Annotated in this window: 23 protein-coding genes; 8 read left to right on the forward strand and 15 right to left on the reverse strand. The window is 69.5% G+C overall.

Annotation, left to right across the window (positions count from 1 at the left end; translation table 11 throughout):
- Positions 1 to 19: 19 nt before the first annotated feature.
- Positions 20 to 2,278 (forward strand): HelD family protein, encoded by a 2,259-nt coding sequence (locus tag IEY84_RS00850; RefSeq protein WP_183541337.1) that lies wholly within the window; start codon positions 20 to 22, stop codon positions 2,276 to 2,278.
- Positions 2,279 to 2,291: 13 nt separating this feature from the next.
- Here IEY84_RS00850 and IEY84_RS00855 read toward each other — a convergent pair whose 3' ends face one another.
- Entirely contained in the window at positions 2,292 to 2,582 is a 291-nt protein-coding gene (locus IEY84_RS00855) for a hypothetical protein (RefSeq protein WP_183541339.1), read from the reverse strand.
- A gap of 115 nt (positions 2,583 to 2,697) precedes the next feature.
- Here IEY84_RS00855 and IEY84_RS00860 point away from each other — a divergent pair, with 115 nt between their 5' ends.
- Positions 2,698 to 3,651, forward strand: a complete 954-nt coding sequence (locus IEY84_RS00860; protein ID WP_183541341.1) for a mechanosensitive ion channel family protein — start codon at positions 2,698 to 2,700, stop codon at positions 3,649 to 3,651.
- A gap of 56 nt (positions 3,652 to 3,707) precedes the next feature.
- Here IEY84_RS00860 and IEY84_RS00865 read toward each other — a convergent pair whose 3' ends face one another.
- Positions 3,708 to 4,133, reverse strand: coding sequence for an OsmC family peroxiredoxin (locus IEY84_RS00865; protein ID WP_183541343.1), 426 nt, complete (start codon positions 4,131 to 4,133; stop codon positions 3,708 to 3,710).
- An 88-nt stretch (positions 4,134 to 4,221) separates the two neighbouring features.
- Between IEY84_RS00865 and IEY84_RS00870 the strand changes: the two genes are divergently transcribed.
- From IEY84_RS00870 to IEY84_RS00880, 3 genes are read left to right on the forward strand one after another with little or no spacing between them, the layout of a single operon-like run.
- Entirely contained in the window at positions 4,222 to 4,593 is a 372-nt protein-coding gene (locus tag IEY84_RS00870; protein WP_183541345.1) for a globin, read from the forward strand.
- Positions 4,590 to 5,948 (forward strand): TrkH family potassium uptake protein, encoded by a 1,359-nt coding sequence (locus IEY84_RS00875; RefSeq protein ID WP_229788199.1) that lies wholly within the window; start codon positions 4,590 to 4,592, stop codon positions 5,946 to 5,948. The genes IEY84_RS00870 and IEY84_RS00875 overlap by 4 nt, the downstream gene beginning before the upstream one ends.
- Entirely contained in the window at positions 5,941 to 6,621 is a 681-nt protein-coding gene (locus IEY84_RS00880) for a potassium channel family protein (RefSeq protein WP_229788201.1), read from the forward strand. Before IEY84_RS00875 ends, IEY84_RS00880 begins: the two co-directional genes overlap by 8 nt.
- Here IEY84_RS00880 and IEY84_RS00885 read toward each other — a convergent pair.
- Genes IEY84_RS00885 through IEY84_RS00910 form a run of 6 tightly spaced genes read right to left on the reverse strand, consistent with a single transcriptional unit; the run spans position 6,618 to position 14,391 of the window.
- On the reverse strand, positions 6,618 to 7,310 hold the full coding sequence (locus IEY84_RS00885) for a response regulator (RefSeq protein WP_183541348.1): 693 nt from the start codon (positions 7,308 to 7,310) through the stop codon (positions 6,618 to 6,620). The genes IEY84_RS00880 and IEY84_RS00885 overlap by 4 nt on opposite strands.
- A complete protein-coding gene (locus tag IEY84_RS00890) occupies positions 7,307 to 9,844 on the reverse strand; it encodes a DUF4118 domain-containing protein (RefSeq protein WP_229788202.1) in 2,538 nt (845 codons plus the stop codon). The genes IEY84_RS00885 and IEY84_RS00890 overlap by 4 nt, the downstream gene beginning before the upstream one ends.
- A gap of 8 nt (positions 9,845 to 9,852) precedes the next feature.
- Positions 9,853 to 10,464, reverse strand: coding sequence for a potassium-transporting ATPase subunit KdpC (gene kdpC, locus IEY84_RS00895; RefSeq protein ID WP_183541350.1), 612 nt, complete (start codon positions 10,462 to 10,464; stop codon positions 9,853 to 9,855).
- 14 nt (positions 10,465 to 10,478) lie between these two features.
- Entirely contained in the window at positions 10,479 to 12,551 is a 2,073-nt protein-coding gene (kdpB, locus tag IEY84_RS00900) for a potassium-transporting ATPase subunit KdpB (protein WP_183541352.1), read from the reverse strand.
- Positions 12,548 to 14,212: a potassium-transporting ATPase subunit KdpA gene (gene kdpA / locus IEY84_RS00905; protein WP_183541354.1), complete on the reverse strand. Its 1,665-nt coding sequence runs from the start codon at positions 14,210 to 14,212 to the stop codon at positions 12,548 to 12,550. The genes kdpB and kdpA overlap by 4 nt, the downstream gene beginning before the upstream one ends.
- The gene (locus IEY84_RS00910; RefSeq protein WP_183541356.1) at positions 14,209 to 14,391 is read right to left on the reverse strand and encodes a hypothetical protein; all 183 of its coding nucleotides are present in this window, start codon (positions 14,389 to 14,391) and stop codon (positions 14,209 to 14,211) included. The genes kdpA and IEY84_RS00910 overlap by 4 nt, the downstream gene beginning before the upstream one ends.
- A 243-nt stretch (positions 14,392 to 14,634) precedes the next feature.
- Between IEY84_RS00910 and IEY84_RS00915 the strand changes: the two genes are divergently transcribed.
- Positions 14,635 to 15,174 carry a hypothetical protein gene (locus IEY84_RS00915; protein WP_183541358.1) on the forward strand — a complete coding sequence of 180 codons (540 nt, stop codon included), beginning with the start codon at positions 14,635 to 14,637 and terminating at the stop codon, positions 15,172 to 15,174.
- 7 nt (positions 15,175 to 15,181) lie between these two features.
- Here IEY84_RS00915 and IEY84_RS00920 read toward each other — a convergent pair whose 3' ends face one another.
- Entirely contained in the window at positions 15,182 to 16,012 is an 831-nt protein-coding gene (locus IEY84_RS00920) for an acyl-CoA thioesterase (protein ID WP_221208416.1), read from the reverse strand.
- Positions 16,013 to 16,148: 136 nt separating this feature from the next.
- Between IEY84_RS00920 and IEY84_RS00925 the strand changes: the two genes are divergently transcribed.
- Entirely contained in the window at positions 16,149 to 17,363 is a 1,215-nt protein-coding gene (locus IEY84_RS00925; protein WP_183541362.1) for an acetyl-CoA C-acetyltransferase, read from the forward strand.
- Between the two features lie 79 nt (positions 17,364 to 17,442).
- Here IEY84_RS00925 and IEY84_RS00930 read toward each other — a convergent pair whose 3' ends face one another.
- Positions 17,443 to 17,901: a MarR family winged helix-turn-helix transcriptional regulator gene (locus tag IEY84_RS00930; protein ID WP_373292275.1), complete on the reverse strand. Its 459-nt coding sequence runs from the start codon at positions 17,899 to 17,901 to the stop codon at positions 17,443 to 17,445.
- Between the two features lie 193 nt (positions 17,902 to 18,094).
- Between IEY84_RS00930 and IEY84_RS00935 the strand changes: the two genes are divergently transcribed.
- Positions 18,095 to 19,396: an MFS transporter gene (locus tag IEY84_RS00935; RefSeq protein ID WP_183541364.1), complete on the forward strand. Its 1,302-nt coding sequence runs from the start codon at positions 18,095 to 18,097 to the stop codon at positions 19,394 to 19,396.
- Between the two features lie 109 nt (positions 19,397 to 19,505).
- Here the strand turns inward: IEY84_RS00935 and ettA are convergent, their stop codons facing one another.
- From ettA to IEY84_RS00960, 5 genes are all read right to left on the reverse strand, one after another.
- A complete protein-coding gene (ettA, locus tag IEY84_RS00940) occupies positions 19,506 to 21,188 on the reverse strand; it encodes an energy-dependent translational throttle protein EttA (RefSeq protein ID WP_183541365.1) in 1,683 nt (560 codons plus the stop codon).
- Between the two features lie 81 nt (positions 21,189 to 21,269).
- A complete protein-coding gene (ssb, locus tag IEY84_RS00945) occupies positions 21,270 to 21,797 on the reverse strand; it encodes a single-stranded DNA-binding protein (RefSeq protein ID WP_183541366.1) in 528 nt (175 codons plus the stop codon).
- A 158-nt stretch (positions 21,798 to 21,955) separates the two neighbouring features.
- On the reverse strand, positions 21,956 to 23,578 hold the full coding sequence (locus IEY84_RS00950) for a YfjP family GTPase (RefSeq protein WP_444544188.1): 1,623 nt from the start codon (positions 23,576 to 23,578) through the stop codon (positions 21,956 to 21,958).
- Between the two features lie 57 nt (positions 23,579 to 23,635).
- Positions 23,636 to 25,510 (reverse strand): GTPase domain-containing protein, encoded by a 1,875-nt coding sequence (locus tag IEY84_RS00955; RefSeq protein WP_183541370.1) that lies wholly within the window; start codon positions 25,508 to 25,510, stop codon positions 23,636 to 23,638.
- On the reverse strand, positions 25,507 to 26,673 hold the full coding sequence (locus tag IEY84_RS00960) for a PrsW family intramembrane metalloprotease (RefSeq protein ID WP_183541371.1): 1,167 nt from the start codon (positions 26,671 to 26,673) through the stop codon (positions 25,507 to 25,509). Before IEY84_RS00960 ends, IEY84_RS00955 begins: the two co-directional genes overlap by 4 nt.
- Positions 26,674 to 26,679: the final 6 nt, after the last annotated feature.

The following is a 26,679-nucleotide window of genomic DNA, read 5'->3' on the forward strand; positions in this document are numbered from 1 at the left end:
TCAGACAGGGGATTCAACGTTGCAAGCATTCGATCTCGCGGGCCGTCACGACGCCAAGGCGGATCCGGCACTGATCGCCGATGACGAGCAGCACTTCGCTGCCATCGGGCAGAGCCTCGAGGAGCAGATCGCCGAGCTGGGCTCACGGCTGGATGAGGTACGCCGCCGCCCGGGCGGGCACGGGCAGGAGGCGATGGACCGCGACCTGGAGGTGCACCGGCTCGGCGGGCAGCTGCGGATGCTGCGGAGGTTCAGCCTCGATCTGTGCCTGGGGCGGATCGTCACCGAGTCGGGCGACACGGTCTACATCGGGCGGCTCGGGCTGACCGCCAGCGACGGGCGCCGACTGCTCGTCGACTGGCGCTCACCGGCGGCGGAGCCGTTCTTCGCGGCCACCCACGCCGACCCGTGCGGCTTGCTGAGCCGGCGCCGCTACCGCTGGACCAACGGACGGATCACCGACTACTGGGACGAGGTCTTCACCGCCGAAGGGCTCGAGGGGCATGCGGCGCTGGACGACCAGTCGGCCTTCATCGCCACCCTCGGCGGCAGCCGCTCTCCGCGGATGCGCGACGTGCTCGGCACCATCCAGGCCGACCAGGACGCCATCGTCCGAGCGTCCTCGCGGGGCGCCCTGGTCGTCGACGGCGGTCCGGGGACCGGCAAGACCGTGGTGGCGCTGCATCGCACGGCGTACCTCCTCTACTCCGACCCGCGCCTGGGTGAGGGCAAGGGCGGGGTGCTGTTCGTGGGGCCGCACGAGCCCTACCTCTCCTATGTCGCGGACGTGCTGCCGAGCCTGGGCGAGGAGGGCGTACGCACCGCCACGCTGCGCCGGATGATCCCGGAGGGCGGCGAGCTGGTGCCGGAGACCGACAAGGAGGTCGCCCGACTCAAGGCCGATGCCCGGATGGTCGCGGGGATCGAGCCGGCAGTGGCGCTCTACGAGAAGCCTCCGTCGAAGCCGACCCTCGTGGAGACGCCCTACGGCGACGCGGTGATCAACACCGGCGACTGGGCCGAGGCGATCGCCGCGGCCGAGCCGGGTACGCCGCACAACGATGCCCGGGACCAGGTCTGGGAGGCGCTGCTGAAGATCGTGACCGAGAGGATCCAGGCAAACACCGGCGCCGACCCCGACCGCGACTACGACGCCCAGGCCGACCTCGACGACCCTTCGACAAGCTCAGGACACCGCTGGGGCGACTCGGACCAGGAGGAGGACGAGTTCGACGCGTACGGCCTCGTCGACGAGGACGCTGCCGACGCTCTGCGTGCCTCGTTGGAGACCAACGCCGGGCTGCTCGACGTCTTCGGCCAGGTCTGGCCACGGCTGCGTCCGGCCGACATCGTCGGGGACCTGTGGGAGGTTCCTGCCTTCCTGCGGATGTGCGCGCCCTGGCTCACTCCCGAGGAGGTGAAGGCCCTGCAGCGTGAGGACCCAAAGGCCTGGACCGAGTCGGACCTGCCGCTGCTCGACGCGGCCCATCGACGGATCGGCGACCCCGACGCCTCGCGACGCCGGAGCGCCCAGAAGGCGGCCGCTGCCGCCGACCGGAAGGCGAAGGCAGCGGTCGTCTCGGACCTGATCAGCCACGACGACTCCGACATGAAGGTGATGTCGATGCTGCGCGGCCAGGACCTGCGCACCGCCCTCCTCGACGACTCGGTGCGGGAACCGGAGGAGCTCGACCCGTACGCCGGCCCGTTCGCGCACATCGTCGTCGACGAGGCGCAGGAGCTGACCGACGCCGAGTGGCAGATGCTGATCAGTCGCTGCCCCTCGCGCAGCTTCACGATCGTCGGCGACCGCGCCCAGGCGCGGCACGGGTTCACCGAGTCGTGGCACGAGCGGCTCGAGCGCGTCGGCCTGGACCGGATCGAGATGGCCGGCCTGAGCATCAACTACCGCACGCCCGAGGAGGTGATGACCGAGGCCGAGCCGGTCATCCGCGCAGCACTTCCCGACGCCAACGTGCCCACGTCGATCCGTGCCTCCGGCATCCCGGTCGTCCACGGATCCGTCGCGGATCTCGATGTGATCCTGGACACCTGGCTCGCCGAGAACGAGGAGGGTGTCGCCTGTGTGATCGCCGCCGGGTCAACGGACGAGAACGAAGGCCGCGTACGCCGGTTGAGCCCCGTGCATGCCAAGGGGCTCGAGTTCGACCTGGTCGTCCTCATCGAGCCCGAGACGTACGGGACCGGGATCGAGGGAGCCGTGGACCGCTACGTCGCGATGACGCGGGCGACCCAGCAGCTGGCCATTCTCAGCTGACGGACCCGAAGGGTCAGTGCGTCGCGGCGGGGAGGTTGTCGTCGTCGCCCTTGTGGGGCTTGGGCAGCAGCCCCTCGCCGCGGAACACGCCCGGCAGGAGCACCAGGAGGGAGATGACCACCATCAGGATCACCGGGATGAGCAGGATGAGCAGGAGCAGACCGGAGGCGGTCATCTCCTCGGCGACCGGCCAGCCGTTGGGGACCTCGGCGCTGGCGGGGCCGGCGGTAGCAACAGAGGCGACGACAGCGGCGGTGGCGGAGGCGCCGAAGAGGCCGGCGCGGCGCAGGATCTGGTTGCTCACGCGCAGATACTAACCGGCGTACGCTCCGGTTCTCACCAACGCCCCTCGTCCGGGCGGGCGTCGCCGCCCACCTGGGATTGGCCGCAGACCTTGAACGCGCTGGATACTGGAACTCATGTCCATTCCCCCGAACCCCCCACTGGTCTCGGTCTCCTGGTCGACTCTCGGCGAATGGGTGATCGGCATCCCCCTTCGCATCGTCGGCCTGATCCTGCTGGCGATCGTGCTCCGTTGGATCCTCCACCGGGTCATCGACAAGGTCGTCGTCCGCGCGGTCGAGGCGCCCGGGCTCACCGGCAAGATGACCCGGTCGGCGGAGGCGAGCGAGGCCACCGTCGCCTCCTCTCGCCGCAGCCAGCGCGCCCAGGCGATCGGCTCGCTGTTCAAGAGCGTCGTCACCGGCGTCCTGGTCGCGATCTTCGCCACCATGATCCTGGATCAGCTCGGCATCAACATCGCCCCGATCATCGCCTCGGCCGGAATCGTCGGTCTGGCGCTCGGTTTCGGCGCCCAGTCGCTGGTGAGGGACTACCTGTCCGGGATCTTCATGATCATCGAGGACCAGTACGGCGTCGGGGACAGCATCGAGGTCAACAACATCACCGGCACGGTCGAGGCCGTGACCCTGCGGATCACCCGGCTGCGCTCGCTCGACGGCACGGTCTGGTACATCCCCAACGGCGAGATCCTCACCGTCGGCAACCACAGCCAGAACTGGGCCCGCGCCGTCATCGACGTCGGGGTCGGCTACAACGAGGACCTCGGCAAGGTGCAGCGCGTGCTGCGCGAGGTCTCCCACGACCTCTGGGTCGACGAGGAGTTCAAGGGCCAGATCATCGAGGAGCCCGAGGTCACCGGCGTCGAGGCGCTGGCCGCCGACTCGATCACCCTGCGGGTGCTCATCAAGACCCTGCCGCTCAAGCAGTGGGCGATCGCGCGCGAGATGCGCCAGCGGATCAAGGCCCGCCTCGACTACGAGGGCATCGAGATGCCGTTCCCGCAGCGGGTCATCTGGCACCGCGAGGAGAAGGCCGCCGCTGCCTCCGAGGAGCAGGCGACCAACGCCTGACGTACGCAGCCGGTGATGCCCAGCCTCTACCGGGCATCACCGGCTCTTGCTCTGGCTCAGGCGAGCGCGGCGTCGAGCGTGATCGTGGTGCCGGCGAGTGCCTGGCTGACCGGGCAGCCGGCCTTGGCTGCCTCGGCGAGGCTCACGAAGGTCTCGTTGTCGAGCCCCTCGACCTCACCGCGGGTGGTCAGCTTGATGCCGGTGATGCCCTTGCCCGGCGTGAACTCGACATCCGCGCTGGTCTTCAGGCTGGTCGCCGGAGTGCCGTTGTCGGCCAGGCCCTTGGAGAAGGCCATCGAGAAGCAGGAGGAGTGGGCGGCGGCGATGAGCTCCTCAGGGCTGGTCTTGCCACCGGGCTCCTCCGAGCGGGCGGGCCAGGAGACGTCGTAGGTTCCCAGACCGGAGGAATCCAGCGTCACCTTCCCGGCACCCTCGAAGAGCGTGCCCTCCCAGACGGTGGTGGCAGTGCGGGTGGTGGCCATCGTTTATCTCCCAAAAGATCGAGTGTGTACGTACGCCCCCGATCCTGCCACGGGCAGCGAGCGCGGACCCGCGTGGAAGAATGGCTCAGTGACGTTTTATGAGGAGATCGGCGGGATGGACACCATCCGCACGATCGTGGCCAAGTTCTACGAGGGCGTGGCGACCGACGAGCTGATGCGGCCGATGTATCCCGAGGAGGATCTCGGTCCGGCTCAGGAGCGGCTGACCCTCTTCCTGGCTCAATACTGGGGCGGCCCGACGACCTACTCCGAGCAGCGCGGCCACCCGCGGCTGCGGATGCGGCACGCCCCGTTCGAGGTCACCTCGGAGGCTCGGGACCGCTGGCTCCAGCACTTCCGCGAGGGCCTCGACGCCGCCGGGCTGACGCCGGAGCAGGACGCGCAGTTCTGGGCGTACGCCGAGCATGCGGCGAACTTCATGATCAACGCTCCGGGGTGAGCCCTCTGCCGCGCCGCGCGCGTCGCGGCAAGGGGCTGCTGCGCCACCCGGCCCAGATCGTGGCGGTCGGGTTCGCCGCGACGATCCTGATCGGCACGCTCCTGCTGATGCTTCCGGTGGCGCGCGCCGAGCCGGGCCACGCACCGTTCCTGACTGCCCTGTTCACCGCGACCAGCGCCGTCTGCGTCACCGGTCTGGTCGTGGTCGACACCCCGACCTACTGGTCGACCTTCGGCGAGGTCACCATCCTCGGGCTGATCCAGGTCGGCGGGATCGGGATCATGACGCTCGCCTCGATGCTGGCGCTGGTCGTCTTCCGCCGGCTCGGGCTGCGGTTCCGGCTCACGGCCGCCGTGGAGCACACCAGCTCCGGTCTCGGTGACGTCCGCAGCGTCGTCATGGGCGTCGTCGGGATCAGCCTGGTCATCGAGCTGATCATCGCGATCCCGCTGACGCTGCGGTTCTGGCTGGGCTACGGCGCCACGCTGGAGCGGGCGGCCTATGACGGCATCTTCCACTCGATCTCCGCCTTCAACAACGCCGGCTTCGCGCTGCGGTCGGACAACCTGATGGGGTTCGTCGACGACCCCTGGATCTGCATCCCCATCGCCGTCGCGGTGATCGCCGGCGGCCTCGGGTTCCCGGTGTGGCTGGAGCTGCTGCAGCGTACGAAGGTGCGGATGTGGAGCCTGCACACGAAGATGACCGTCTCCGGCACCGTCGGGCTGCTGATCATCGGCTCGTTGTTCTTCACCGCGGTCGAGTGGAAGAACCCCGACACCCTGGGCGCGCTGAGCACCCCGGGCAAGCTGCTGGCCGGCTTCTTCCAGAGCGCGATGACGCGGACGGCCGGGTTCAACAGCCTCGACTACGAGCAGATGCACGAAGGTACGCTGCTCGGCGCCGACGTGCTGATGCTCATCGGCGGCGGGTCCGCGGGCACGGCGGGCGGCCTCAAGATCACGACGTTCATGCTGCTCTTCTTCGTCATCGTCGCCGAGGTGCGCGGCCAGCGCGAGGTCGAGGCGTTCAACCGCCGCATCGACCCGCGGGCCATCCGCCAAGCGCTCACGGTCGCGCTGCTCTCGGTCGGCTTCGTGGTCACCGGGACCATCGCGCTGCTCCACCTGGTCGACGCACCCACCCACCAGGTGCTCTTCGAGGCCGTCTCGGCCTTCGCCACCGTGGGCCTCTCGGCCAACCTCACCTACGACGTTCCCTCTGGGGGTCAGCTGATCCTGATCGCGATGATGTTCGTCGGCAGGATCGGCCCGATCACCCTCGTCTCGGCCCTGGCGCTCCGCGACCGCGAGCGCCTGCACCGCTTCCCGGAAGGACGGCCCCTCATTGGCTAGGACCAGATTGGACAAGGACGGCACCACCCGCGGCGGTGTCGCCGTGCTCGGCCTCGGCCGGTTCGGCAGCGCGCTCGCCCTCGAGCTCGTCGAGGAGGGCGAAGAGGTGCTCGCCGCCGACCTGAATCCGCGAACGGTGCAGGAGCATGCCGGTCTGCTGACCCATGTGGTCGAGGCCGACACCACCAGCGAGGACGCGATGCGCGGCCTCGGGATCGGTGAGTTCGGCACCGTGGTCGTCGCCATCGGCACCGACATCGAAGCGAGCATCCTCACCGCGTCGGTCGCGGTCCATCTCGGCGTACGCAACGTCTGGGCCAAGGCGATCAGCGAGCCCCATGCCCGGATCCTCGCCCAGATCGGGGTCGACAACGTGGTCCGGCCTGAGCACGACATGGGTCAACGGGTCGCTCACCTCGTCCGCGGGCGGATGCTCGACTACATCGAGTTCGACGACGGCTACGTCTTCGTGAAAACCCGGCCCCCGGCCCTGCTGCACAACCGCAGCCTCACCGGCGTCGGCGTCCGTCAGACCTACGGCGTGACCGTCGTCGGGGTGAAACCGGCCGGCGGCACCTTCACCTACACGACAGCGGACACCGTCATCCGGCCCGACGACCACATCGTCGTCTCCGGGCCGCAGCACAAGGTCGAGGCCTTCGCCCGGCTCTAGTTGAGCAGCCCCGCTTCGAGGGTGTAGCCGACGCCTGCGGTGGTGACCAGGTGGCGCGGCCGGGAGGGGTCGTCCTCGAGCTTGCGGCGCAGCTGGGCGGCATAGACCCGCAGGTAGTGCGTCTCCTTGGCATAGGCCGGGCCCCACACCTCCGTGAGGATCTGCTCCCGCGGGACCAGCCGGCCGAGATTGCGGGCGAGGAGCTCCAGGAACGACCACTCGGTCGGGGTGAGGCGTACGTCCTCCCCCGCCTTGTGGACCCGCTTGCGGGCGAAGTCGATCTCCAGGTCACCGACGTTCACGACGGCGGCGGCTGGCGGAGCCGCGTCCTGGGACCGCCGGACGGCAGCCCTAAGGCGCGCCATCAGCTCGTTCATCGCGAACGGCTTGGTCACGTAGTCGTCCGCCCCGAGGTCCAGCGCCTCGATCTTGTCGTCGCCGTGCTGGCGCGCGGAGAGCACGACCACCGGCACCTGGGTCCAGCCGCGCAGCCCCTCGATCACCTCGGTGCCGTCGAGGTCCGGGAGACCGAGATCGAGCAGGACCACGTCGGGGCGGGTCGCCGCGACGGCGGCGAGCGCCGAACGCCCGTCGGTCGCCGTCTCGACCTCCCAGCCGGCGGCGCGCAGGTTGATGGCGAGCGCCCGCAGCAGGGCGGGCTCGTCGTCGACGACGAGCACCCGGCTCACCTTTCACTCCTCGCGCGCGGCACCGCGACCACCATGGTCAGGCCACCACCAGGGGTGTCCTCGGCGGACAGCCTGATCCCGAGCGCCTCGCTCAACCCCTTGGCCACGGCGAGACCGAGACCCAGCCCGTCGGCCGAGGTGTCGTCGAGACGCTGGAAAGGCTCGAACATCCGTTCCCGCTGCTCCTCGGGGACACCCGGCCCGCGGTCGACGATCATCACCTCCACAGTCTCGGGCGTCTCGTGGGCCAGGACGCGGACCGGCTCGCCGGGGCGCGGCCCCTGGCTGCTGGCCCGGACGGCGTTGCTCACCAGATTGGCGACGACCCGTTCCAACAGCCCCGAGTCGGTGCGTACGAGCGGGGTGCCCTCGTCGACGTCGAAGGCGATCGATCCCGGAGGAAGCCCGGCGACCGCCAGCGGCAGAGACTCCTCCAGGCTGACGTCCCGCATCGCGGGGTGGACCAGGCCAGCCTCGACCCGGGAGAGGTCGAGGAGGTTGTCGATGAGCGCCTCCAGCTGGTCGGCGGAGGTCGCGGCCGACTCGACGAGCTCGCGGCGATCCTGCTCGGGCAACCGGCCTGTCAGCAGACCGTCGAGGGCGGCGCGCATCGTCGCCAGCGGCGTCCGCAGGTCGTGGGAGACCGCACGGAGCAGCGAGGTCGAGGTCTGCTCGGCTCGCTCCAGCGCCAGCGCGCGATCGGCCTGGTCGCGCAGCCGGCGATATTCCAGCACCAGCGAGGTCTGGATGGCGAACGCGTCCAGCACACGCTGGTCCGCGGCCCGGAGCGGGTCGCCCCGCAGCACGATCACATGCTCGTCGTCGACCCGGACCTGGGTGTCGCCGGCCTCGGGCTCCCTCGCCGCGTCCTGGCCGACCTCGGCCAGGGTGTGCCATCCCGACGATCCCGCTCGCAGGAGAGCCACCGACCGCTGCCCGAAGCTCTCGCGTACGCGATGGACGATCGCCTCCGCGGTGTCCTGGCCGGTGAGCACCGACCTCGACAAGGCTCCGATCGTCGACGCCTCGGCTCGCGCCCGCGCCGCCTCCTCCGAGCGTCGTGCCGCCTGGTCGACGACCCCCGCCACGGAGAGCGCGATCGTCAGGAAGACACCCAGGGCGAGGATGTTGTGCGTGCTCTGCACGGTCAGGTCGTAATAGGGCTGGGTGAAGAAGAAGTTCAGCACCCCTGCGCCGATCATGGCAGCGACCGCCGACGCCCACCTGCCGCCGATGAGGGCCACCGCCACGATCGCACCGGTCATCAGCAGACTGGCGGCCGGGAGCTGATCGTTGCGATCGGCCGACGGCACCAGGTAGAGACCCCCGAACAGCGCGAACGGCAGCAGGACCGCAGCGGCCCATCCCGCCAGCCGCCGCGAACGACCCAGGGCCGACCGTGGCCGCCACAGGCGCAGACCTGCCCCGACGTGCTCGTGGGTGACCAGGTGAACGTCGATGCTGCCCGCCGCGGTGGCGATCCGGTCGCCGGTGCTGCCGGTGAACAAGCGTCGCATCCGGCCGTGCCGGGAGACGCCGACGATGATCATCGTGGCGTTGGCACCGGCCGCGAAGTCGACGATCGCCGTGGCGGGATCGTCACCGATGACGGTGTGGAAGGTGCCGCCCAGCGACCGGGTGAGGCTCTGGCTCTGCGGCAGGTCACCGGTCGACCGCGCCAGCCCGTCGGCGGAGACGACGTGCACCGCGACCAGCTCGGAGCCCTTGGCACGCTGGCAGAGCCGAGCCCCACGACGCAGCAGGGTCTCCGACTCGGGACCACCGGTGACCGCGACCACGATGCGCTCCTTGGTGGGCCAGGGATGCGAGATCTGGTGCTCCCGCCGGTAGTCACCGAGGGCGTCGTCGACCCGATCCGCCAGCCACAGCAGCGCCAGCTCCCGCAGCGCGGTGAGGTTGCCGACCCGGAAGTACGAGGTCAGGGACGCGTCGATGTTCTCCGGCTTGTAGACGTTGCCGTGGGCCATCCGCCGACGTAGCGCCTGCGGCGCCATGTCGACCAGGTGGATCATGTCGGCGGTGCGTACGAGATCGTCGGGGACCGTCTCCCGCTGGCGTACGCCGGTGATCCGCGCGACCTCGTCGTTGAGCGACTCCAGGTGCTGGATGTTGACGGTCGTGATCACGTCGATCCCGGCCGCCCGGATCTGCTCGATGTCCTGAGCCCGCTTCGTGTGAGCACTGCCGGGGACGTTGGTGTGCGCGAGCTCGTCGACGCAGACCACCTTCGGGTCACGGGCGATCACCGCCTCCACGTCGAGCTCGGTGAAGGTCCTCCCGCGATGGTCGATCTCCCGGCGCGGGATCACCTCGAGCCCCTCGATCTGGCGGGCGGTGTTGCTGCGGTCGTGGGTCTCGACGAACCCGACCACCACATCGGTCCCCCGCGCCTGGCGACGCTGCGCCTCGCCGAGCATGGCGTACGTCTTGCCGACACCTGGTGCGGCTCCGAGATAGACGGTCAGACGGCCCCGCGGTCGCGGGAGCCGTCCGTCCGTTGACGTGGTCTGCACGTCCCCATTCAACCCCTCTGCGCACGTACGGCGATGTTGAGCTCGAGCACGTTGACCCGAGCCTCACCGAGGAACCCGAAGGTCCGGCCGTCGGTGTGCTCGGCCACCAGCGCCGTCACCGCCTGATCCGAGAGCCCGTTGGCGCGGGCCACCCGGGACACCTGGAGGGCTGCGTAAGCCGGTGAGATGTCGGGGTCGATGCCGGATGCGGAGGCGGTGACGGCGTCGGCGGGGACCTGGTCGACCGTGACGCCTTCGCGCGCGGCGATCTCGCGCTGGCGCTCCGTGATCGCCTTGACCAGGTCCGGGTCCTCCGGGCCGAGGTTGGAGCCGTAGGTGGACAGCGTGTCCCAGCCGTCGCCGGCCGCGCTGGGACGCGGGTAGAAGAGCCCCTCGTCGTCGTTGCCCTGCCCGATCAGGGCCGAGCCGACCGCCTCGGCGGGGTCGTTGGTGTGCGCACCGGACTCGGTGATCAGGGAGCCGTCGGCGCGCCAGCCGAAGGCGGCTTGGGCGACGCCGGTGACCACCAGGGGATAGACGAGACCGCACAGCAGGGTCGCGGCGATGAGCACGCGGAGACCGGCGAGCGAGTGGCGTAGCAGTACAAAGAGATCTGACATGTTCGGTTCCTTGGTCACAGGCCTGGGATGAGAGAGACGACGAGATCGAGCAGCTTGATCCCGACGAACGGCACGATCAGGCCGCCGACCCCGTAGAGCAGCAGGTTGCGGCGCAGCAGAGCCGATGCCGAGGACGGCCGGTAGCGGACGCCACGCAGCGCCAGCGGGATCAGCGCGATGATGATCAGCGCGTTGAAGACCACCGCGGAGACGATGGCCGACTCCGGCGAGGACAGCCGCATGATGTTGAGGACGTCCAGCGCGGGGAAAGCGCCGACGAACATCGCCGGCAGGATCGCGAAGTACTTCGCGACGTCGTTGGCCACCGAGAAGGTGGTCAGCGCGCCCCGAGTGATCAGCAGCTGCTTGCCGATCTCGACGACATCGATCAGCTTGGTCGGGTCGGAGTCGAGGTCGACCATGTTGCCGGCCTCCTTGGCCGCGGTCGTCCCGGTGTTCATCGCGACGCCGACATCGGCCTGCGCGAGCGCGGGCGCGTCGTTGGTGCCGTCGCCGCACATCGCGACCATCCGCCCGCCACGCTGTTCGCGCCGGATCAGGGCGAGCTTGTCCTCCGGGGTCGCCTCGGCGAGGAAGTCGTCGACGCCCGCCTCCTTGGCGATGGCCGCGGCGGTGGCCGCGTTGTCGCCGGTGATCATCACCGTCTTGATGCCCATCGCTCGCAGCTCCTCGAACCGCTCGCGGATGCCGTCCTTGACGACGTCCTTGAGATGTACGACGCCCAGGACCCGTGCCGGGTCGCTGTTGCGGTGCTCGGCGACGACGAGCGGGGTGCCACCGGTCTCGGCGATCTCCGAGACGATCACCGCGGTCTCCGAGGGCACCTGGCCGCCGTTCTCCTTGACCCAGGCCGTCACCGCGGAGGCGGCGCCCTTGCGTACGCTCAGGCCGGGGCTGTCCAGGCCGGACATCCTTGTCGTGGCGGAGAAGTCCACCATCGTGGCCTCCGCCGGCCCGCCCATGGAGCGACCCACGAGCGTGAGAATGCTGCGTCCTTCCGGGGTCTGGTCGGAGAGGCTGGCCAGGACCGCGGCGTTCTCGGCGCCGGTCAGCGTGACCCCGGTGACCGGGATGATCTCGTACGCCTGCCGGTTGCCGTACGTGATCGTGCCGGTCTTGTCGAGCAGGAGCACGTCGACGTCACCGGCCGCCTCGACGGCCCTCCCCGACATCGCCAGGACGTTGCGGCGTACGAGCCGGTCCATGCCGGCGATGCCGATGGCGCTCAGCAGCGCGCCGATGGTGGTCGGGATCAGGCAGACCAGCAGGGCGGTCAGGACCAGCCAGGACTGATGCGCGCCGGAGTAGTCGGCCAGGTAGTAGAGGCTCCCGCAGACGACCACGAAGATCGCGGTCAGGCTGGTCAGGAGCACGTTGAGCGCGATCTCGTTCGGCGTACGCTGCCGCTCCGATCCCTCGACCAGGGCGATCATCCGGTCCACGAAGGAGTGGCCCGGGTCGGAGGTGATCCGGACGACGATCCGGTCCGAGAGGACCAGCGTGCCGCCCGTGACCGCTGACCGGTCGCCGCCGGACTCGCGGATCACCGGGGCGGACTCGCCGGTCACTGCGCTCTCGTCGACGCTGGCGACGCCCTCGATGACGTCGCCGTCACCGGGGATCCGCTCGCCGGCCTCGACCACGACGACGTCGCCGGCGCGCAGGCTGGTGGAGGCGACGACCTCCTCGGCACCACCGGGGCCACCGTGCAGGCGACGCGCGCTGGTCTCGGTCTGGAGCGCGCGAAGCGAGGCCGCCTGAGCCTTGCCGCGGCCCTCGGCGACCGACTCGGCCAGGGAACCGAAGACGACGGTGAGCCACAGCCAGACCGTGACCAGCCAGCCCATCACCGACGGGTCGAGGACCGACATGACGGTCGTGGCGGCCGCACCGAGCTCGACCACGAGCATGACGGGGGTCGCCACCAGCTTGCGGGGATCGAGCTTGCGCAGCGCACCAGGCACCGCCTCGGCGATCTGCCTGGCCGTGAGCACCGACGGCGCCGCCTCGACATGGCTGGTGTGCTCGGCGTGTTCTTCAGGGGTACGTACGGGGGTCTGGGTCATGACAGGGACTCCACGATCGGGCCCAGCATGAGAGCCGGGACGAAGGTCAGGCCGACCACGACCAGCGCGACGCCGGTCAGCAGGCCGATGAAGAGCGGGCGGTGGGTGGGCAGGGTGCCGGAGTTGGCCGGCAGCCGGTTGGCGGTCGCGAACCGGCCCGCCAGGGCGAGCACGAAGATCATCGGGACGAACCTGCCGAGCAGCATCAGCATCCCGAGCAGCGTGTTCCAGAACGGGGTGCCCGAGGTGATCCCGGCGAAGGCGGAGCCGTTGTTGTTGGCGGCGCTGGTGACGGCGTACAGCGCCTCGGAGAGGCCGTGCGGGCCGTCGGTAGAGAGGCCCGCCAACCCTGCCGGAGCGGTCAGCGCGATCGCCGCGCCGACCAGCACCAGGATCGGGGTGGTCAGGATGTAGACCGCGACCAGCACCATCTCGTCGCGGCTGATCTTCTTGCCGAGGTATTCAGGCGTACGTCCCACCATCAGGCCGCACAGGAAGACCGTGACCACGGCGAGCATGAGCATGCCGTAGAGACCGGAGCCGACGCCGCCGGGCGCGATCTCGCCAAGCATCATCCCGAACATCGCGACGCCCCCACCGGGAGCGGTCAGGCTCTCGTGCATGCCGTTGACGGCACCGGTCGAGGTGCCGGTGGTGGCGGCCGCGAAGAGCGCCGTGGCGGCCTCGCCGAAGCGGGTCTCCTTGCCCTCCATCGCGGCTCCGGCGACCTGCGGAGCGGTGCCGGGGCCGGCCATCTCCGCCCAGGTCAGCAGCGTGATGCCGACGATGAGGAGGGTGCCCATCGTGGCCACCACCGCGCCCCCTTGACGCTTGTCCTTGACGATCAGGCCGAAGGCCCAGGCCATCGAGAACGGCAGCACGAGGATCGCCCAGATCTCGAGCAGGTTGGTGAACGGGCTGGGGTTCTCGAACGGGTGGGCGGAGTTGGCGTTGTAGAAGCCGCCGCCGTTGGTGCCGAGCTCCTTGATCGCCTCCTGGCTGGCGACCGGGCCACCGGTCAGCGCCTGGCCACCGCCGGTCAGCGTGGTCATCTCGTGCACGGAGTGCAGGTTCTGCACCGCCCCGGCAGCGACCAGGACGATCGCCACGACGAACGCCACCGGCAGGAGAACCCGAACCGTCGTACGCACCAGATCGACCCAGAAGTTGCCGATCCTCCCCTGGTTGCGGGTGCGGGCGAGCCCGCGCGCGAAGGCCGCGGCGACGGAGAGACCGACCGCGGCGGAGACGAAGTTCTGCACCGCCAGCCCGGCCATCTGGATCAGGTGGCCGGTGGCCGCCTCACCTGAGTACCACTGCCAGTTGGTGTTGGTCACGAACGAGACCGCGGTGTTCCAGGCCCCGTCGCTGGGCAGCGGATCGAAGCCACCGTCGAGCGGAAGCAGGTTCTGTAGCCGGCCGAAGGCGAACAGGAACAGGATCCCGGCCAGCGAGAAGCCCAGCGCCGACATCGCGTAGGAGCGCCAGTGCTGGTCCGCCTCGGCGTCGACCTTGAGCGCCCGGTAGGCCACGGCCTCCGCGCGCAGGTGCTTCGGGCTGGTGTAGATGTGGGCGAGGTAGCGACCCAGGAGCGGCACGCTGAACGCCAGTGCCCCGACCAGGCCCAGGATCTGGAGCACCGCGGCGAGGATGGCGTTCATCGGGCGGCTCCCGGGATGAAGTTGTCGTGGGGGACATTCACGCCCGCGGTCTCGTCGGCGGCGGGAACGTCGTCCGCGGCCGCCTCGGCTGAGCCCAGCCGGCGGTCGATCAGACCGACCAGCAGGGCGAGCCCGGTGAAGCACATGAGCGTGAGGAGGATGTAGATGAGATCTGACACGCCCCCATTCCAGACCCGCATCTGACCGTTCCAGTCGGCGTTGACGGATCCTTGACGCCCGCAGAGACAGCCTTGACGTGTCCCTGACGTGTTCGCCATCGCGGCGGTCGGCGGCTCGGGCCAGCTCGGGTCGGGCCAGGAAACGCTGACAAAGGTCCCGTTCCTCGACAACCGACGAAAGCACTGGGAGGCTACTGGCCTCAAGCAGAACATTCTGTGGACCAGAGCGCTCTCGGAGGACGCATGCGGGCAATTCACGGGGTCATCGCCGGAGTCGGGGTTGCCCTCGTCGCCGTCATGGCGATGACACTGCTCATCGGGGACCAGGGTTCGATGGGATCGGACCCGGCGCAGCAGTCGAAGCAGGCCGCCGGGTCGCCGACGCGGCTCGGCGATGGGCCGACCGGACCGGCGGAGCCTGTCGATGCCGCCGAGGACACCTCGGTCGGCACTCTGCCGCCTCCGCCCGACGCCTCGCTCGCCACCCAGCTCGTCTCCCGTGACCTGGTCGCGCCGCCCGAGGCCGCGCCCGACTCACGTCCCGCCCGGAAACCCGCCGGCGGAAGAACGCTGGCTGCGCGCCCGGCTCCGAAGCCCGATGCCTCCGACCGGGTCCCGGCGTTTCCCGAGGACTTCACGTTCACCCGTGACGGCTGGGAGTGGAGCGCCTGGGACGGCGCTCGTTCCGGCGACACCGGTCGCGACGACTGCCGACGCGACCGCCATCACGACTGCGACGGAGACGATTGGGACGGAGACGATTGGGACGGCTGGCGCGACTGAGGTCGCGCTACAGCACGCTCTCGACGGCTGCCCGCACCTCCGGGCTGGGCTCGACCGACTTCCCGGACTCCAGGTCGTAGAAGACCAGCGTGACCTGCCCGCGGGCGAGCCTGAGGTCGCCATCGGCGATCTCGGACTCGATCGTCATCGACTTGGTGCCCAACCGGGAGACGTAGCTCCACACGTCGTACGGCTCCGCGCGGGCGAGGACCGGAGCGTGGTAGGTGACGTCGGTCTGGGCGACCACGACGGAGGGCCAGTTCTTCAGGTCGTTGTGCGACCTGAGCCGCTTCATCAGCGCCAGCCGCGACTCCTGGAAGTACTCGAAGTACTTGACGTTGTTCACGTGCCCGTACGCGTCGACGTCGGAGAAGCGGACGAAGAGCGGGAAGTGTCCCTCCTCCAGCCGCTTCGGCTCGCCCAGCGCGAGCGGCTTCGACGGCGTCTTCTCGAGGTAGGGCTCGAGGTTGGCCTTCTCCTCCGGCCTGAGCCGGCGCGGCGACTCGGTGGTGAAGACGTACGGCGCCAGGACCGTGGTCGCCCGCAGGAACACCTTGCGGGTCCCGTCGGGCTGGTCCCGGAAGATCTCGTAGGCCATCGTGAAGCTCGCCGCTCGGATGTCGGTCACCCACGACTCGACGTAGACCGGCGTGAAGTCGAAGAGCAACGGGGCCACGTAGGTGACCTGGTGGCTGACCACCACGACGCCCTCGGCCAAGCCCTGGGTCTGCGGGCTCCGCGCGTGCGTGCGCAGCATGTCCACGCGCGCCTCTTGGAGGTAGTCGACGTAGACGACGTTGTTGACGTGGCCGAGCATGTCGAGGTCGGCCCAACGCATGGGGCATTCATAGAGATGGCGCACGGGGTCGATCCTTCCAGATCATCTTGGGCACTGGGCCTGGCGACCAGACGCTGTCCGGGCGAGTATGGTGTCGACCACAGTTCAACCTACTCATCAGTAACCGGGAGTCTTCATGCCTGAGGCAGTCATCGTCGCCGCCGCCCGCACTCCGATCGGGCGAGCCAACAAGGGATCTCTGAAGGACTTCCGTCCCGACGACCTCGCGGCGCTCATCACCAAGGAAGCCGTCGGCAAGGTCGAGGGCCTCGACCCCAATGACATCGACGACCTGCTGCTCGGGTGTGGTCTGCCGGGCGGTGAGTCCGGCAACAACATGGGCCGCGTGGTCTCCGTGCTGAACGGCTGGGACAAGGTGCCCGGCGCGACCATCACCCGCTACTGCTCCTCCTCGGTGCAGACCTCGCGGATGGCGCTGCACGCGATCAAGGCCGGCGAGGCCGACATCATCGTCTCGGCCGGCGTCGAGACCGTCTCCCGCTTCGTCAAGGGCACCTCCGACCACCTCCCCGACACCGTCAACCACCTCTTCGACGACGCCCAGTCGCGGACCACCGCGACCGCAACGTCCAACGAGAAGTGGCACGACCCGCGCGAGGACGGCCTGCTGCCGGACGTCTACATCGCGATGGGCCAGACCGCGGAGAACCTCGCCACCTCGCGCGGCATCTCCCGCCAGGAGATGGACGAGTTCGGCGTACGTTCGCAGAACCTCGCTGAGAAGGCCATCGCCGACGGCTTCTGGGCCCGCGAGATCACCCCGGTCACCACCCCTGACGGCACCGTCGTCTCGGCCGACGACGGCCCCCGCGCCGGCGTCACCCTGGAGGCCGTCTCCGGCATGAAGCCGGTCTTCCGCGAGGACGGCACCGTCACCGCCGCCAACTGCTGCGCCCTCAACGACGGCGCCGCCGCCGTCGTGGTCATGTCCGACACCAAGGCCGCCGAGCTCGGCGCCAAGCCGCTGGCCCGGATCGTCTCCACCGGCGTCTCCGGCCTCTCCCCCGAGATCATGGGCCTCGGCCCGGTCGAGGCGACCCGGAACGCGCTGAAGTACGCCGGCATGTCGATCGGCGACATCGACCTGGTCGAGATCAACGAGGCCTTCGCGGCCCAGGTGATCCCGTCCTACCAGGACCTCGGCATCGACATCGACCGCCTCAACATCAACGGCGGCGCCATCGCCGTCGGTCACCCCTTCGGCATGACCGGCGCGCGCCTGCAGAACACCATGCTCAACAGCCTCGACTGGCACGACAAGACCACCGGCCTGATCACCATGTGCGTCGGCGGCGGCCAAGGCATGGCGATGATCCTCGAGCGCATCTGACCAACTCGCGCCGAGTCGGCACAACCTGACCACATCCCCCGCCGAGTCGGCTCGTCATGACGAGCCGACTCGGCGGGCGTCAGCGCATCTCGATGCCGGGACGGTCGCAGATCAGGTAGTCCGAGACGGCGTTCATCACCCGGCCCAGGGCCTCGAAGTCCTCGTCGCTGACCAGATCGACGAGATACTCGCGTACGCCGCTGACATGGACCGGCGCCGCCTCCCGCAGCAGCTCGAAGCCGCGGTCGCTGAGAGCGGCGACGACTCCGCGGCCGTCGTCGGCCGAGTTGCGGCGCTCGACGAGACCGGCCCGCTGCATCCGGGTGATCGTGTGGGTGATCCGGGAGCGCGAGTGAGCCAGCGAGTCGGCGAGCTGAGCCATCCGCATGGCGCCGTCGTTCTCGGAGAGGCGTACGAGGATCTCGTACTCGGGAAGAGAGATGTCGAAGCGGTCGCGCAGATCGGCGTCCAGACGATCATCGAGCAGGGTCATCCCCATCATCAGCGCACGCCACGAGCGTTGCTGCTCTTCGTTCAACCACCGAGTCTCATCACCCACGGGGCATTACGTTAGTCCTCTCTCCCGGTTGTTCCATGCACTGGCCCGTCAACTCCCGCGGATCGACCCGGGACCAAGGGCGGAAAGATGTCGGGACCTAAGCCCGTCCCGGTGGCCTCGGCGACGTCAGAAACAATTCGCCACCGCCTCGGGTAAAGGCGAAGATGAGGCAGTGTCCAATCCCCCTGCTCTCGGTCTCCGTGACTTCCTAGCCGCACTGCCACGCGAGGGCCGCTGGCTCTTGGCGACTGTCGCGATCCAGCTCCTCGGTCGCGGCATGACGTTGCCTTTCACGATCATCTACCTGCACGAGGTACGCGGCTTCGACCTCGGCCTCGCGGGCACCCTGATGGGCCTGATCGCCATCGTCGGCTTCGTGGTCACCGGCCCTGCAGGCACCCTGATCGACAAGTACGGCGCCCGCCCGGTCATCCTCGGCGGCCTGGTCTGCGCGATCGCCGGCGACGTCCTGCTCGCCTTCGCCGACACCCCCGTGCTCGCCGGCGCGGCCCTGTGCCTGCTGGGCGTCCAGGCCGGAGTCTCCTGGCCGGCCGCCAACGCCTTGGTCGCCACCGTGGTCGAGGGTGAGCTCCGACAGCGCTACTACGGGGTGAACTTCGCCCTGATCAACCTCGGCATCGGCGTCGGCGGCGTCATCGGTGGTCTCTTCATCGACGTGACCCGACCCGAGACGTTCACCTACGCCTTCCTCGGCAACGCCGCCACCTTCACGATCCCGGCCCTCGTCCTGCTCGGCCCGCTGCGCCATCTGCACGGCCGCGCCGCGCGCCCTGCCGCCGACGCCCCCGATGCAACCGCGTCGTACGCCACGATCCTGCGTCGGCCCGAGGTCGTCTGGCTGGTGGCGATCGGGGTCCTGCTCTCCACCCTCGGCTACGGCCAGATCGAGAGCGGGTTCCCGGCCTACTCGCGTCAGATCGCCGAGGTCTCGACCCGGGTCGTCGGGTTCGCGTTCGTGGTCAACTGCGCCGTGATCGTGCTCGCCCAGTTCTGGGTCATGAACCGGGTCAGCGGCCGCCGGCGCACCCGGGTCCTCGTCGCCACCGCGGCCATCTGGGGCGTGGCGTGGGTCGTGTTCGGAGCGACCGGCCTGGTGCCAGGCTCCGTCGCGGCCATCATCGGTGTGATCGCCTTCCAGGGCCTGTTCTTCGCCCTCGGCGAGACGCTGATGCAGTCGGCCTTCCCCGCTCTGACCAACGACATGGCTCCCGACCATCTGCGCGGGCGCTACAACGCGATCAACTCGGCCTCGTTCCAGACCGGAGCGATCATCGGCCCGGTCCTGGCCGGGTTCCTGCTCGAGCACGGCCAGTCGACCATGTTCATCGCACTGATGGTGGTCGGCTGTTTCGGGATCGTCATCGCCTCGATGCGGCTCGAGCGCCGGATCACCCCCGCTGTGAACGGGTTGCGTCCTCCACTGATCCCCGAGTCGGCGCAGACCAACGCCTGACCCCGTCGAGTCGGCTCGAACTGACACGACTCCCGCCGAGTCGGCTCGTCATGACGAGCCGACTCGGCGGGATCATCGGTCAGAATGCGCCGACTCGGCGCGGGTCGGGTCAGTCGCGGGTGAGGCGACGGTGGGTGACCCGGTGGGGGCGGGCGGCCTCCTGGCCGAGGCGCTCGATCTTGTTGGCCTCGTACGACTCGAAGTTGCCCTCGAACCAGAACCACTCGCCTTCCTTCTCCTCGGTGCCCTCCCAGGCGAGGATGTGGGTGGCGATGCGGTCGAGGAACCAGCGGTCGTGGGAGGTGACCACGGCGCAGCCCGGGAAGTCGAGGAGCGCGTCCTCGAGCGAGGACAGGGTCTCGACGTCGAGGTCGTTGGTCGGCTCGTCGAGGAGCAGCATGTTGCCGCCCTGCTTCAGCGTCAGCGCCAGGTTGAGGCGGTTGCGCTCACCACCGGAGAGCACGCCGGCCTTCTTCTGCTGGTCGGGACCCTTGAAGCCGAAGGAGGCGACGTAGGCCCGCGAGTTCATCTCGAAGTTGGCGACCTTGATGAAGTCCAGGCCGTCGGAGACGACCTCCCAGACGTTCTTGTTCGGGTCGATGCCACCGCGGCTCTGGTCGACGTAGGAGATCTTCACCGTCTGACCGACGTTGAGCTCACCCGCGTCGGGCTGCTCGGAGCCGGTGATCATCCGGAACAGGGTGGTCTTGCCGACGCCGTTCGGGCCGACGATGCCGACGATGCCGGCGCGCGGGAGCGAGAAGGAGATGTCGTCCCACAGGGTGCGGCCTTCGAAACCCTTGGTCAGGCCCTTGGCCTCCATCACCACGTCACCCAGACGCGGGCCCGGCGGGATGTTGATGTCGGCGGTGTCGATCTTGCGGGCCTTGTCCGCCTCGGCGGCGAGCTCCTCGTAGCGAGCCAGACGCGACTTCGACTTGGTCTGACGGGCCTTGGCGTTGGAGCGGACCCACTCCAGCTCCTTCTCGAGCATCCGGGCGCGCTTGGCGTCCTTGAGGCCCTCGACCTTGAGACGGTCCTTCTTCGTCTCCAGGTAGGTGGAGTAGTTGCCCTCGTAGCCGTGGATCGAGCCGCGGTCGACCTCGGCGATCCACTCGGCGACGTTGTCGAGGAAGTAACGGTCGTGGGTGACGGCCAGGACCGCACCCTTGTAGGACTTGAGGTGACCCTCCAACCACTGCACCGACTCGGCGTCGAGGTGGTTGGTGGGCTCGTCGAGCAGCAGCAGGTCGGGCTCCTGCAGGAGCAGCTTGCACAGCGCGACCCGGCGGCGCTCACCACCGGAGAGGTTGTCGACGATCGCGTCGCCCGGCGGGCAGCGCAGCGCGTCCATCGCCTGCTCCAGCTTGGAGTCGATGTCCCAGGCGTTGATGTTGTCCAGGAAGGTCTGGAGCTCACCGGTCTCGGCCATCAGGGCGTCCTGGTCGGCGTCGGGGTCGCCCATCTCCATGTAGGCGTCCTCGAGGCGCTTCATCTTCGACTTGATCTCGCCGACGGCCTCCTCGACGTTCTCCAGGACCGTCTTGCCCTCGGTCAGCGGCGGCTCCTGCTGGAGCATCCCGACCGTCGCGTCCTGGTCACGGACGATGTCGCCGTTGTTGGGGTGGTCGAGCCCGGCCATCAGCTTGAGCAGCGAGGACTTACCCATACCGTTCGGGCCGACGACGCCGATCTTGGCACCGTGCAGGAACGAGAGGGTGACGTTGTCGAGGACGACCTTGTCGCCGTGGGCCTTGCGCACATTGCGCAGGGAGAGGATGTAGTCGGCCATGGTGCCCACCCTAATGAGGGAGAGGCACGCCGGTACAACCGGCGCACCCCGCCACCGGGGCCGGTGCGCGCCCGACTCACCTCACGCCGCCACGGAGGTCTCCGTCTCGTCAGTCGCCTCGCCCTCGTCCGGGGTGGCCGGCTTCTGGTCCCACGGGTCCGCGCCCGGAGCTCGCCAGTCGGCGAGCGGGTCCCGCTCGGGGTCGTCCTCGCGCGGTTCCAGAGCCGGGGCGACGGCCGCGGCCAGTGACCTCGGGTTGCGCGACAGGCTGCTCAGCCCGCGGTTGAGGTCGTGGCCGACCACGTTCGCCTCGACCTCGAAGGTGTTGACCTCGAGCCCGTCCTTGTTGACGTAGCTCCGAGCCGTCAGCCGGCCGTGGACGACCACGGCGTCGCCCTTGCGCAGCGAACGCCCGACGTTCTCTCCCAGCTGTCGCCAGGCACTCACCGAGAACCACTGCGTCACGCCGTCGCTCCACTCCCCGGTCGCGCGGTTGAGCTTGCGCGGGGTGCACGCCATCCGAAAGTTCGCCACCGAGACGTCGCCGACGCTCCGCACGACAGGATCGGCGCCGACATTGCCACGCAGGGTGATGGTCGCTTCGTTCATCGTTGTCTCCTCAGGTGTTCGCGCCCGCCTGGTGCGGGCCTCGGAGACAACCCTGCGCTCGACCGCCGACAGTTTCGGGCGGCGTACGCCCGCCTGTGGACAACCCCGGATCGAACCGTCCTTGTGGACAGTGATCGGCCCGAAATCGGGCCGATCGATCAGCGCAGCGCCTTGGCCACCCCGTGCCGGAGCGCGCTGTAGGCCGCCAGCTCGGTCTCGATCGGATCCACGACGAGCTCCCGCGAGACGTCGGCGACCGCCGTACGCAGCCGCGCATCGGCCGCACGCGCCCGCCGCCGAGCGGTGCTGATCACCAGCAGATGGCACACCGCCCACAGCACCAGACCGAGCCCGGCACCCCCGAGGAACAGGACATACGGCAGCTCGACACCGGCCACCGAGGGCGTCACCTCACCGACCGCGGCCGCCCCGGACAGCAGCAGCGCCACGGACCACACCAGCCCGACGCCGGCCACGATGATCAGAAGCCACTGGAGCACCTTGACCAGCCCGGTCCACATCGGCAGCCGCTCGGCGTTCAGGTCGACGCTCCCGACCGAGGCGTCGAGGCTGTCGGCGAGGTCGTCCATCCGGGAGACCGATGCCCGGCGGATCGCGTCACGCCACGGCGAGGCGAGCCCGGCGCCGGCCTCATCAGCCAGCTGACGCACCTCGGTGTCGACCCGCGCCCGCTCGACGGCGGTGGTCTGCGGCAGCGAGGTCCTAGCGCGCCCGGCCAGCTGGGTTGCCTCCTCGCCCAGCGCAAGATGGAGCCGCTTCAACGGATCCGGCTTCAGCCGGGACACCCAGGAGACCAGCGGCCAGCCGGTGGCCGCCCGGGCCCGGGTGCGTACGGACCGTTCGACCGCATCCACCACGGTGGGCACCCCGGCAGCCTCTGCGATGGCGTCCTCGAGCGCCTCCACCCGCGGCTTGGCGAGCGAGCGCGGCTTGGCGTCACCGGATGCCTTGGCGAGCTTGACCGCAGCCGTCTTGATGTCGGCCGAGAGCCGCGACTTGTTGGCACGCTTCGCCGCGGCCCGCTGAGCGATCTCCGTCTTGAGCTGCGGGATCCCCCAGCCGAGCTTGGCCGAGACCGGGATCACCGGGACGTTGCGCAGCCCGTCCTGGTCGAGCAGGCGGCGTACGTCACCGAGCATCGCCTCGCGACGGTCCTCGGGCACGCGGTCGATGTGGTTGAGCACCACGACCATGATCTCGGAGTGGGTCCGGAGCGGCTGCAGGTAGCGGTCGTGGATGGCCGCGTCGGCGTACTTCTGCGGGTCGAGCACCCACACCAGCATGTCGGCGAGCTCGACCAGCCGGTCGACCTCGAGATGGTGAGAGACCTCGGTGGAGTCGTGGTCGGGCAGGTCCAGCAGCACGACGCCGTCGAGCTCGTGCCCCTCACGGCGGGTGTCGAGCATCGAGTCGCGGGTCGTCTGGTGCCGCTCGGGGATGCCGAGCCACTCGAGCAGCTCCTGAGCGCCCTCCGAGCCCCACACGCAGGCAGTCGCCCACGAGGTGGTGGGCCGACGGACCCCGACGGCAGAGAGCTCCAGCCCGGTCAGGGCGTTGAACGTGGAGGACTTGCCCGAGCCGGTCGCCCCCGCGACCCCGACGACCGTGTGGTCGGCGGACAGCTTGAGACGTCCCTGGGCCTTGTTGACCACGGTGCGCGCATCCTCGACGATCCCGTCGTCGAGGCGCCCCGTCGCGGCGGTGGTCGCAGCGTTCAGTCCGTCCAGTCGCTCGCCGAGATCTCCACCCCGGCTGACCAGGTTCTTCGCACCTTCGAGCAGGCCGCTCAATGATCCCCCTTCAATCGCTGACACGTCTCAGTCATCGCTGCGCTGGCTGGCGAACCGAGCATCGCCCACCTTCCGCGCGGCGTGCCGCAGCCGCTCCGGCGCGCCGTGGTCGATCTGCAGTGCGTCGACCTGACCGGTATAGCGGGCGCGCTCCTCGTCGACGAGCCCCACGATGCGCTCCTCCAGCGCGTTGCGCGCCCGGGACGCCAGCCCGCGCACGGCCTGGTCTCCGAAGACCGCCTCCAGGAGCTTCTGGCCGATCAGGAGGGTGCCGCCGGCGATGCCCACCTCGGCACCGACGAGCGCGCCTCCGGTCGAGGCGAAGACGACCACCATCAGCGCGACGCCGAGGCCGTTGACCCCGTAGGAGAGGAACTTCGCGGTCGTACGCTTGTCCTGGCCCTCGCTGCGCACCATCTCGAGCACGTCCTGCTGCCAGTCGCGCACCGCACGTTCGGCCTTGGGCCGCAGCGCGCGCGAGGCCCGGCCGAGGTCGGCGGGGCCGGCGCCGAGCAGCCCGCGCCCGGCCGGGCTCATCTGCCAGGCCGCCTCCGCGCTCTCGGCGGCAGCCTCGCACTGCTCTAGGATCAGCATCTCCAAGCCACCTTGCACGGCCGCGGTCACGCGTTCGGCCTGCTGCGGCTTGCCCTTGATCGAGCCGAGGATCTTGTCGCGGATCATCCCGACCCTGGTCTCCAGCGCCTTGAGGATCTCGCCGGTGCCGACGAACTCCTGCCAACGCGCGAGCACCTCGCCACGCAGCAGCGTCCCGTCGGCGGTCGCCTCCATGATCGCCTTGAGCGCGTTGTCATAGGCCATGTCCGCATCGGTACGCAGCCGCTGAGCGGCCTCTCCCTGACCGTCTGCGGTGTCGGCGATCGGGTGGACATCCAGCGTCAGCGCCCGCACCGCTCCGTCGAGGGTCTGGGTGACGACCTGGTGACGCGCGGAGGCGTCGTCGGCGAGCATGTCGAGCCAGGCCCGCACCTCGGCGACGTGCTCGGCCGGCAGCAGTCCCTGCTCGGAGACCTCACCCTCGTGGACGATGAAGAGCGGGGAGTCCTTGAGCCCGCGCGAGGCGAGCATCCGGGCCAGATGGCCCGCGACGGTCTGGACGGCGTCGGGAGGGGTCCGGTCGAGCACCACTGCCACCGCGGTGGAGCGGTTGGCGGCGAGCTGGAGGAACTCCCAGGGCACCTGGTCGGCGTAGCGCGCGGCCGAGGTGACGAAGACCCACAGGTCGGCCGCGGCGAGCAGCTCGGCCGCGAGCACCCGGTTGGCCTCCTCGACCGAGTCGACGTCGGGAGCGTCCAGCACGGCCAGGCCGGGGTGGAGGCTGTCGCTGGCGACCAGCTGCAGCGCACCGGGGTCGTTGGTCGGATGCTGGACCCGCTCGAGTTCAGGCAGCAGCCGGTCCTGCCCGAACCAGCGGGCGTCGTCGGGATGGTGCACCAGAACCGGCGAGCGAGTCGTCGGCCGCAGCAGACCCGGCGTGGTCACCTTGGTCCCGACCAGCGAGTTCACCAGTGTCGACTTGCCGGCCCCCGTGGAGCCGCCGACGACCGCGAGCAGCGGCGCGTCGATGGTCATCATCCGCGGGATCACGTAGTTCTCGAGCTGCTCGACCATGTTCTGCCGCGCGGCGCGCTGCTCCTCCGCGCCGGGCAGGTCCAGCGGCAGGGTGACCTCGGACAGCGCCTGGTGGAGCTGCACGAGCGCGGTCACCATCCGGTTGCTCTCGCTGCCGGACAGGATCTCGGCCTTGGTGGCCTCGAACTCGGTCGTCGGCTGCTCGGCGAGCATCCCGGCGGTCTGCGCCTCGTAGGTCGCCGGTCCGGTCTCCGGTCCGGCTCCCGGCGCGTCCTCCGGAGCGACATCGTCTGGTGCGTGTTCCTCTGTCATCCGCTCATCACCTTTCCGCTCGGAAATGCGATGTGTGGACGTACTTCACTGATTCGGTCAACGTATGCCCTCCCCCGGGCGGCGAAGTCTGGCGGCGGGTTGCCACGCAGGAATCGCCAGTGCAAGTATCCGAGCTCGATCGCAGCCTGCTGGTATTCGCGCATGACCGCAACCCCTCGAGCGCCTCCGTGCGCCGCCGCGAACTTCCGTGCCTGCTCCCTGCGCCGCAGATCGACCACCCAGTCGATGTCGGTGTAGGGGATCAGCCCGCGTTGGGCGGCGTCGGAGAGCGACCGGGTCAGTACGATGCGCTCCGACTTTCGCCGCCAGACCGCGAATATCACCATCGAGACGAACGCGGGCACCATCACCACGACGTACGCCAGCAGGAACCCGGCCCCGTCATAGAGCAGTGTCGAGCCGTTCCAGGTCCCGTGGGCGAGCACGCCCGCGGCGAAGCCCAGCAGCGGCGCCACGACCTTGAGCCAGCGCTTGCGCGTCACCACCGCGACACCGATGCCGATGCCGATGAAGGCGGTGAAGAGCGGGTGGGCGAACGGGCTGAACAGGCAGCGCATCACGAAGACGGCGGTGAACTCACCGAGGTGTCCTGTGGTGCTGTCGCCCATGCCAGGCGTGCCGTTGTAGGTGCCGCCGAGGTAGAGGATGTTCTCGGTGAAGGCGAAGCCGATGCCGACCATGCCGGCGTAGACGATCCCGTCGAGCACGCCGTCGAGCAGGTGGCGGCGCCAGACCAGCAGCACCAGGAGGAACAGCCCCTTGGCCGCCTCCTCGGTCACCGGCGCCACGATCGCGAGCTGCGTCGGCTCGCTCCATCCGGCGATCAGCGCGCCGACGCTCTGCACGATCAGCGCCGCCGCGACAGCGACGAAGGCGCCCCACCCCAGGCCGAGGGCCAGCAGCGACTTCGGCTCGGGCTCGTAGCGATCGAGCCACAGGAAGGCGTAGACCAGCGGAACGACCGGGATGGCCGCGAAGAGGACGCCCAGGATCGCGCCGGTCGGGGCGAGATGGTCGTCGACGACACTGGTGCTCAGCAGAACGATCCCGAGCACCGGCAACGAGGTCAGCACGACCAGCACGCCCACCACGATGGTGAACGTGCGGTTGCTTCTCGTCGGATCCTTCGGGATCGCCCCCATGCGCGT

Origin of the sequence: Nocardioides albus, from assembly GCF_014648255.1 — a bacterium.
GTDB lineage: Bacteria > Actinomycetota > Actinomycetes > Propionibacteriales > Nocardioidaceae > Nocardioides > Nocardioides albus.

Excerpts from the sequence above, each read along its gene's own strand:
- ettA (WP_183541365.1), bottom strand. The coding sequence starts at position 21,188 with ATGGCCGACTACATCCTCTCCCTGCGCAATGTGCGCAAGGCCCACGGC.
- ssb (WP_183541366.1), bottom strand. The coding sequence starts at position 21,797 with ATGAACGAAGCGACCATCACCCTGCGTGGCAATGTCGGCGCCGATCCT.
- IEY84_RS00920 (WP_221208416.1), bottom strand. The coding sequence starts at position 16,012 with ATGCGTTGGGCCGACCTCGACATGCTCGGCCACGTCAACAACGTCGTC.
- IEY84_RS00865 (WP_183541343.1), bottom strand. The coding sequence starts at position 4,133 with ATGGCCACCACCCGCACTGCCACCACCGTCTGGGAGGGCACGCTCTTC.
- IEY84_RS00915 (WP_183541358.1), top strand. The coding sequence starts at position 14,635 with ATGCGGGCAATTCACGGGGTCATCGCCGGAGTCGGGGTTGCCCTCGTC.
- IEY84_RS00860 (WP_183541341.1), top strand. The coding sequence starts at position 2,698 with ATGTCCATTCCCCCGAACCCCCCACTGGTCTCGGTCTCCTGGTCGACT.
- kdpB (WP_183541352.1), bottom strand. The coding sequence starts at position 12,551 with ATGACCCAGACCCCCGTACGTACCCCTGAAGAACACGCCGAGCACACC.
- IEY84_RS00955 (WP_183541370.1), bottom strand. The coding sequence starts at position 25,510 with ATGACAGAGGAACACGCACCAGACGATGTCGCTCCGGAGGACGCGCCG.
- IEY84_RS00925 (WP_183541362.1), top strand. The coding sequence starts at position 16,149 with ATGCCTGAGGCAGTCATCGTCGCCGCCGCCCGCACTCCGATCGGGCGA.
- IEY84_RS00960 (WP_183541371.1), bottom strand. The coding sequence starts at position 26,673 with ATGGGGGCGATCCCGAAGGATCCGACGAGAAGCAACCGCACGTTCACC.
- kdpA (WP_183541354.1), bottom strand. The coding sequence starts at position 14,212 with ATGAACGCCATCCTCGCCGCGGTGCTCCAGATCCTGGGCCTGGTCGGG.
- kdpC (WP_183541350.1), bottom strand. The coding sequence starts at position 10,464 with ATGTCAGATCTCTTTGTACTGCTACGCCACTCGCTCGCCGGTCTCCGC.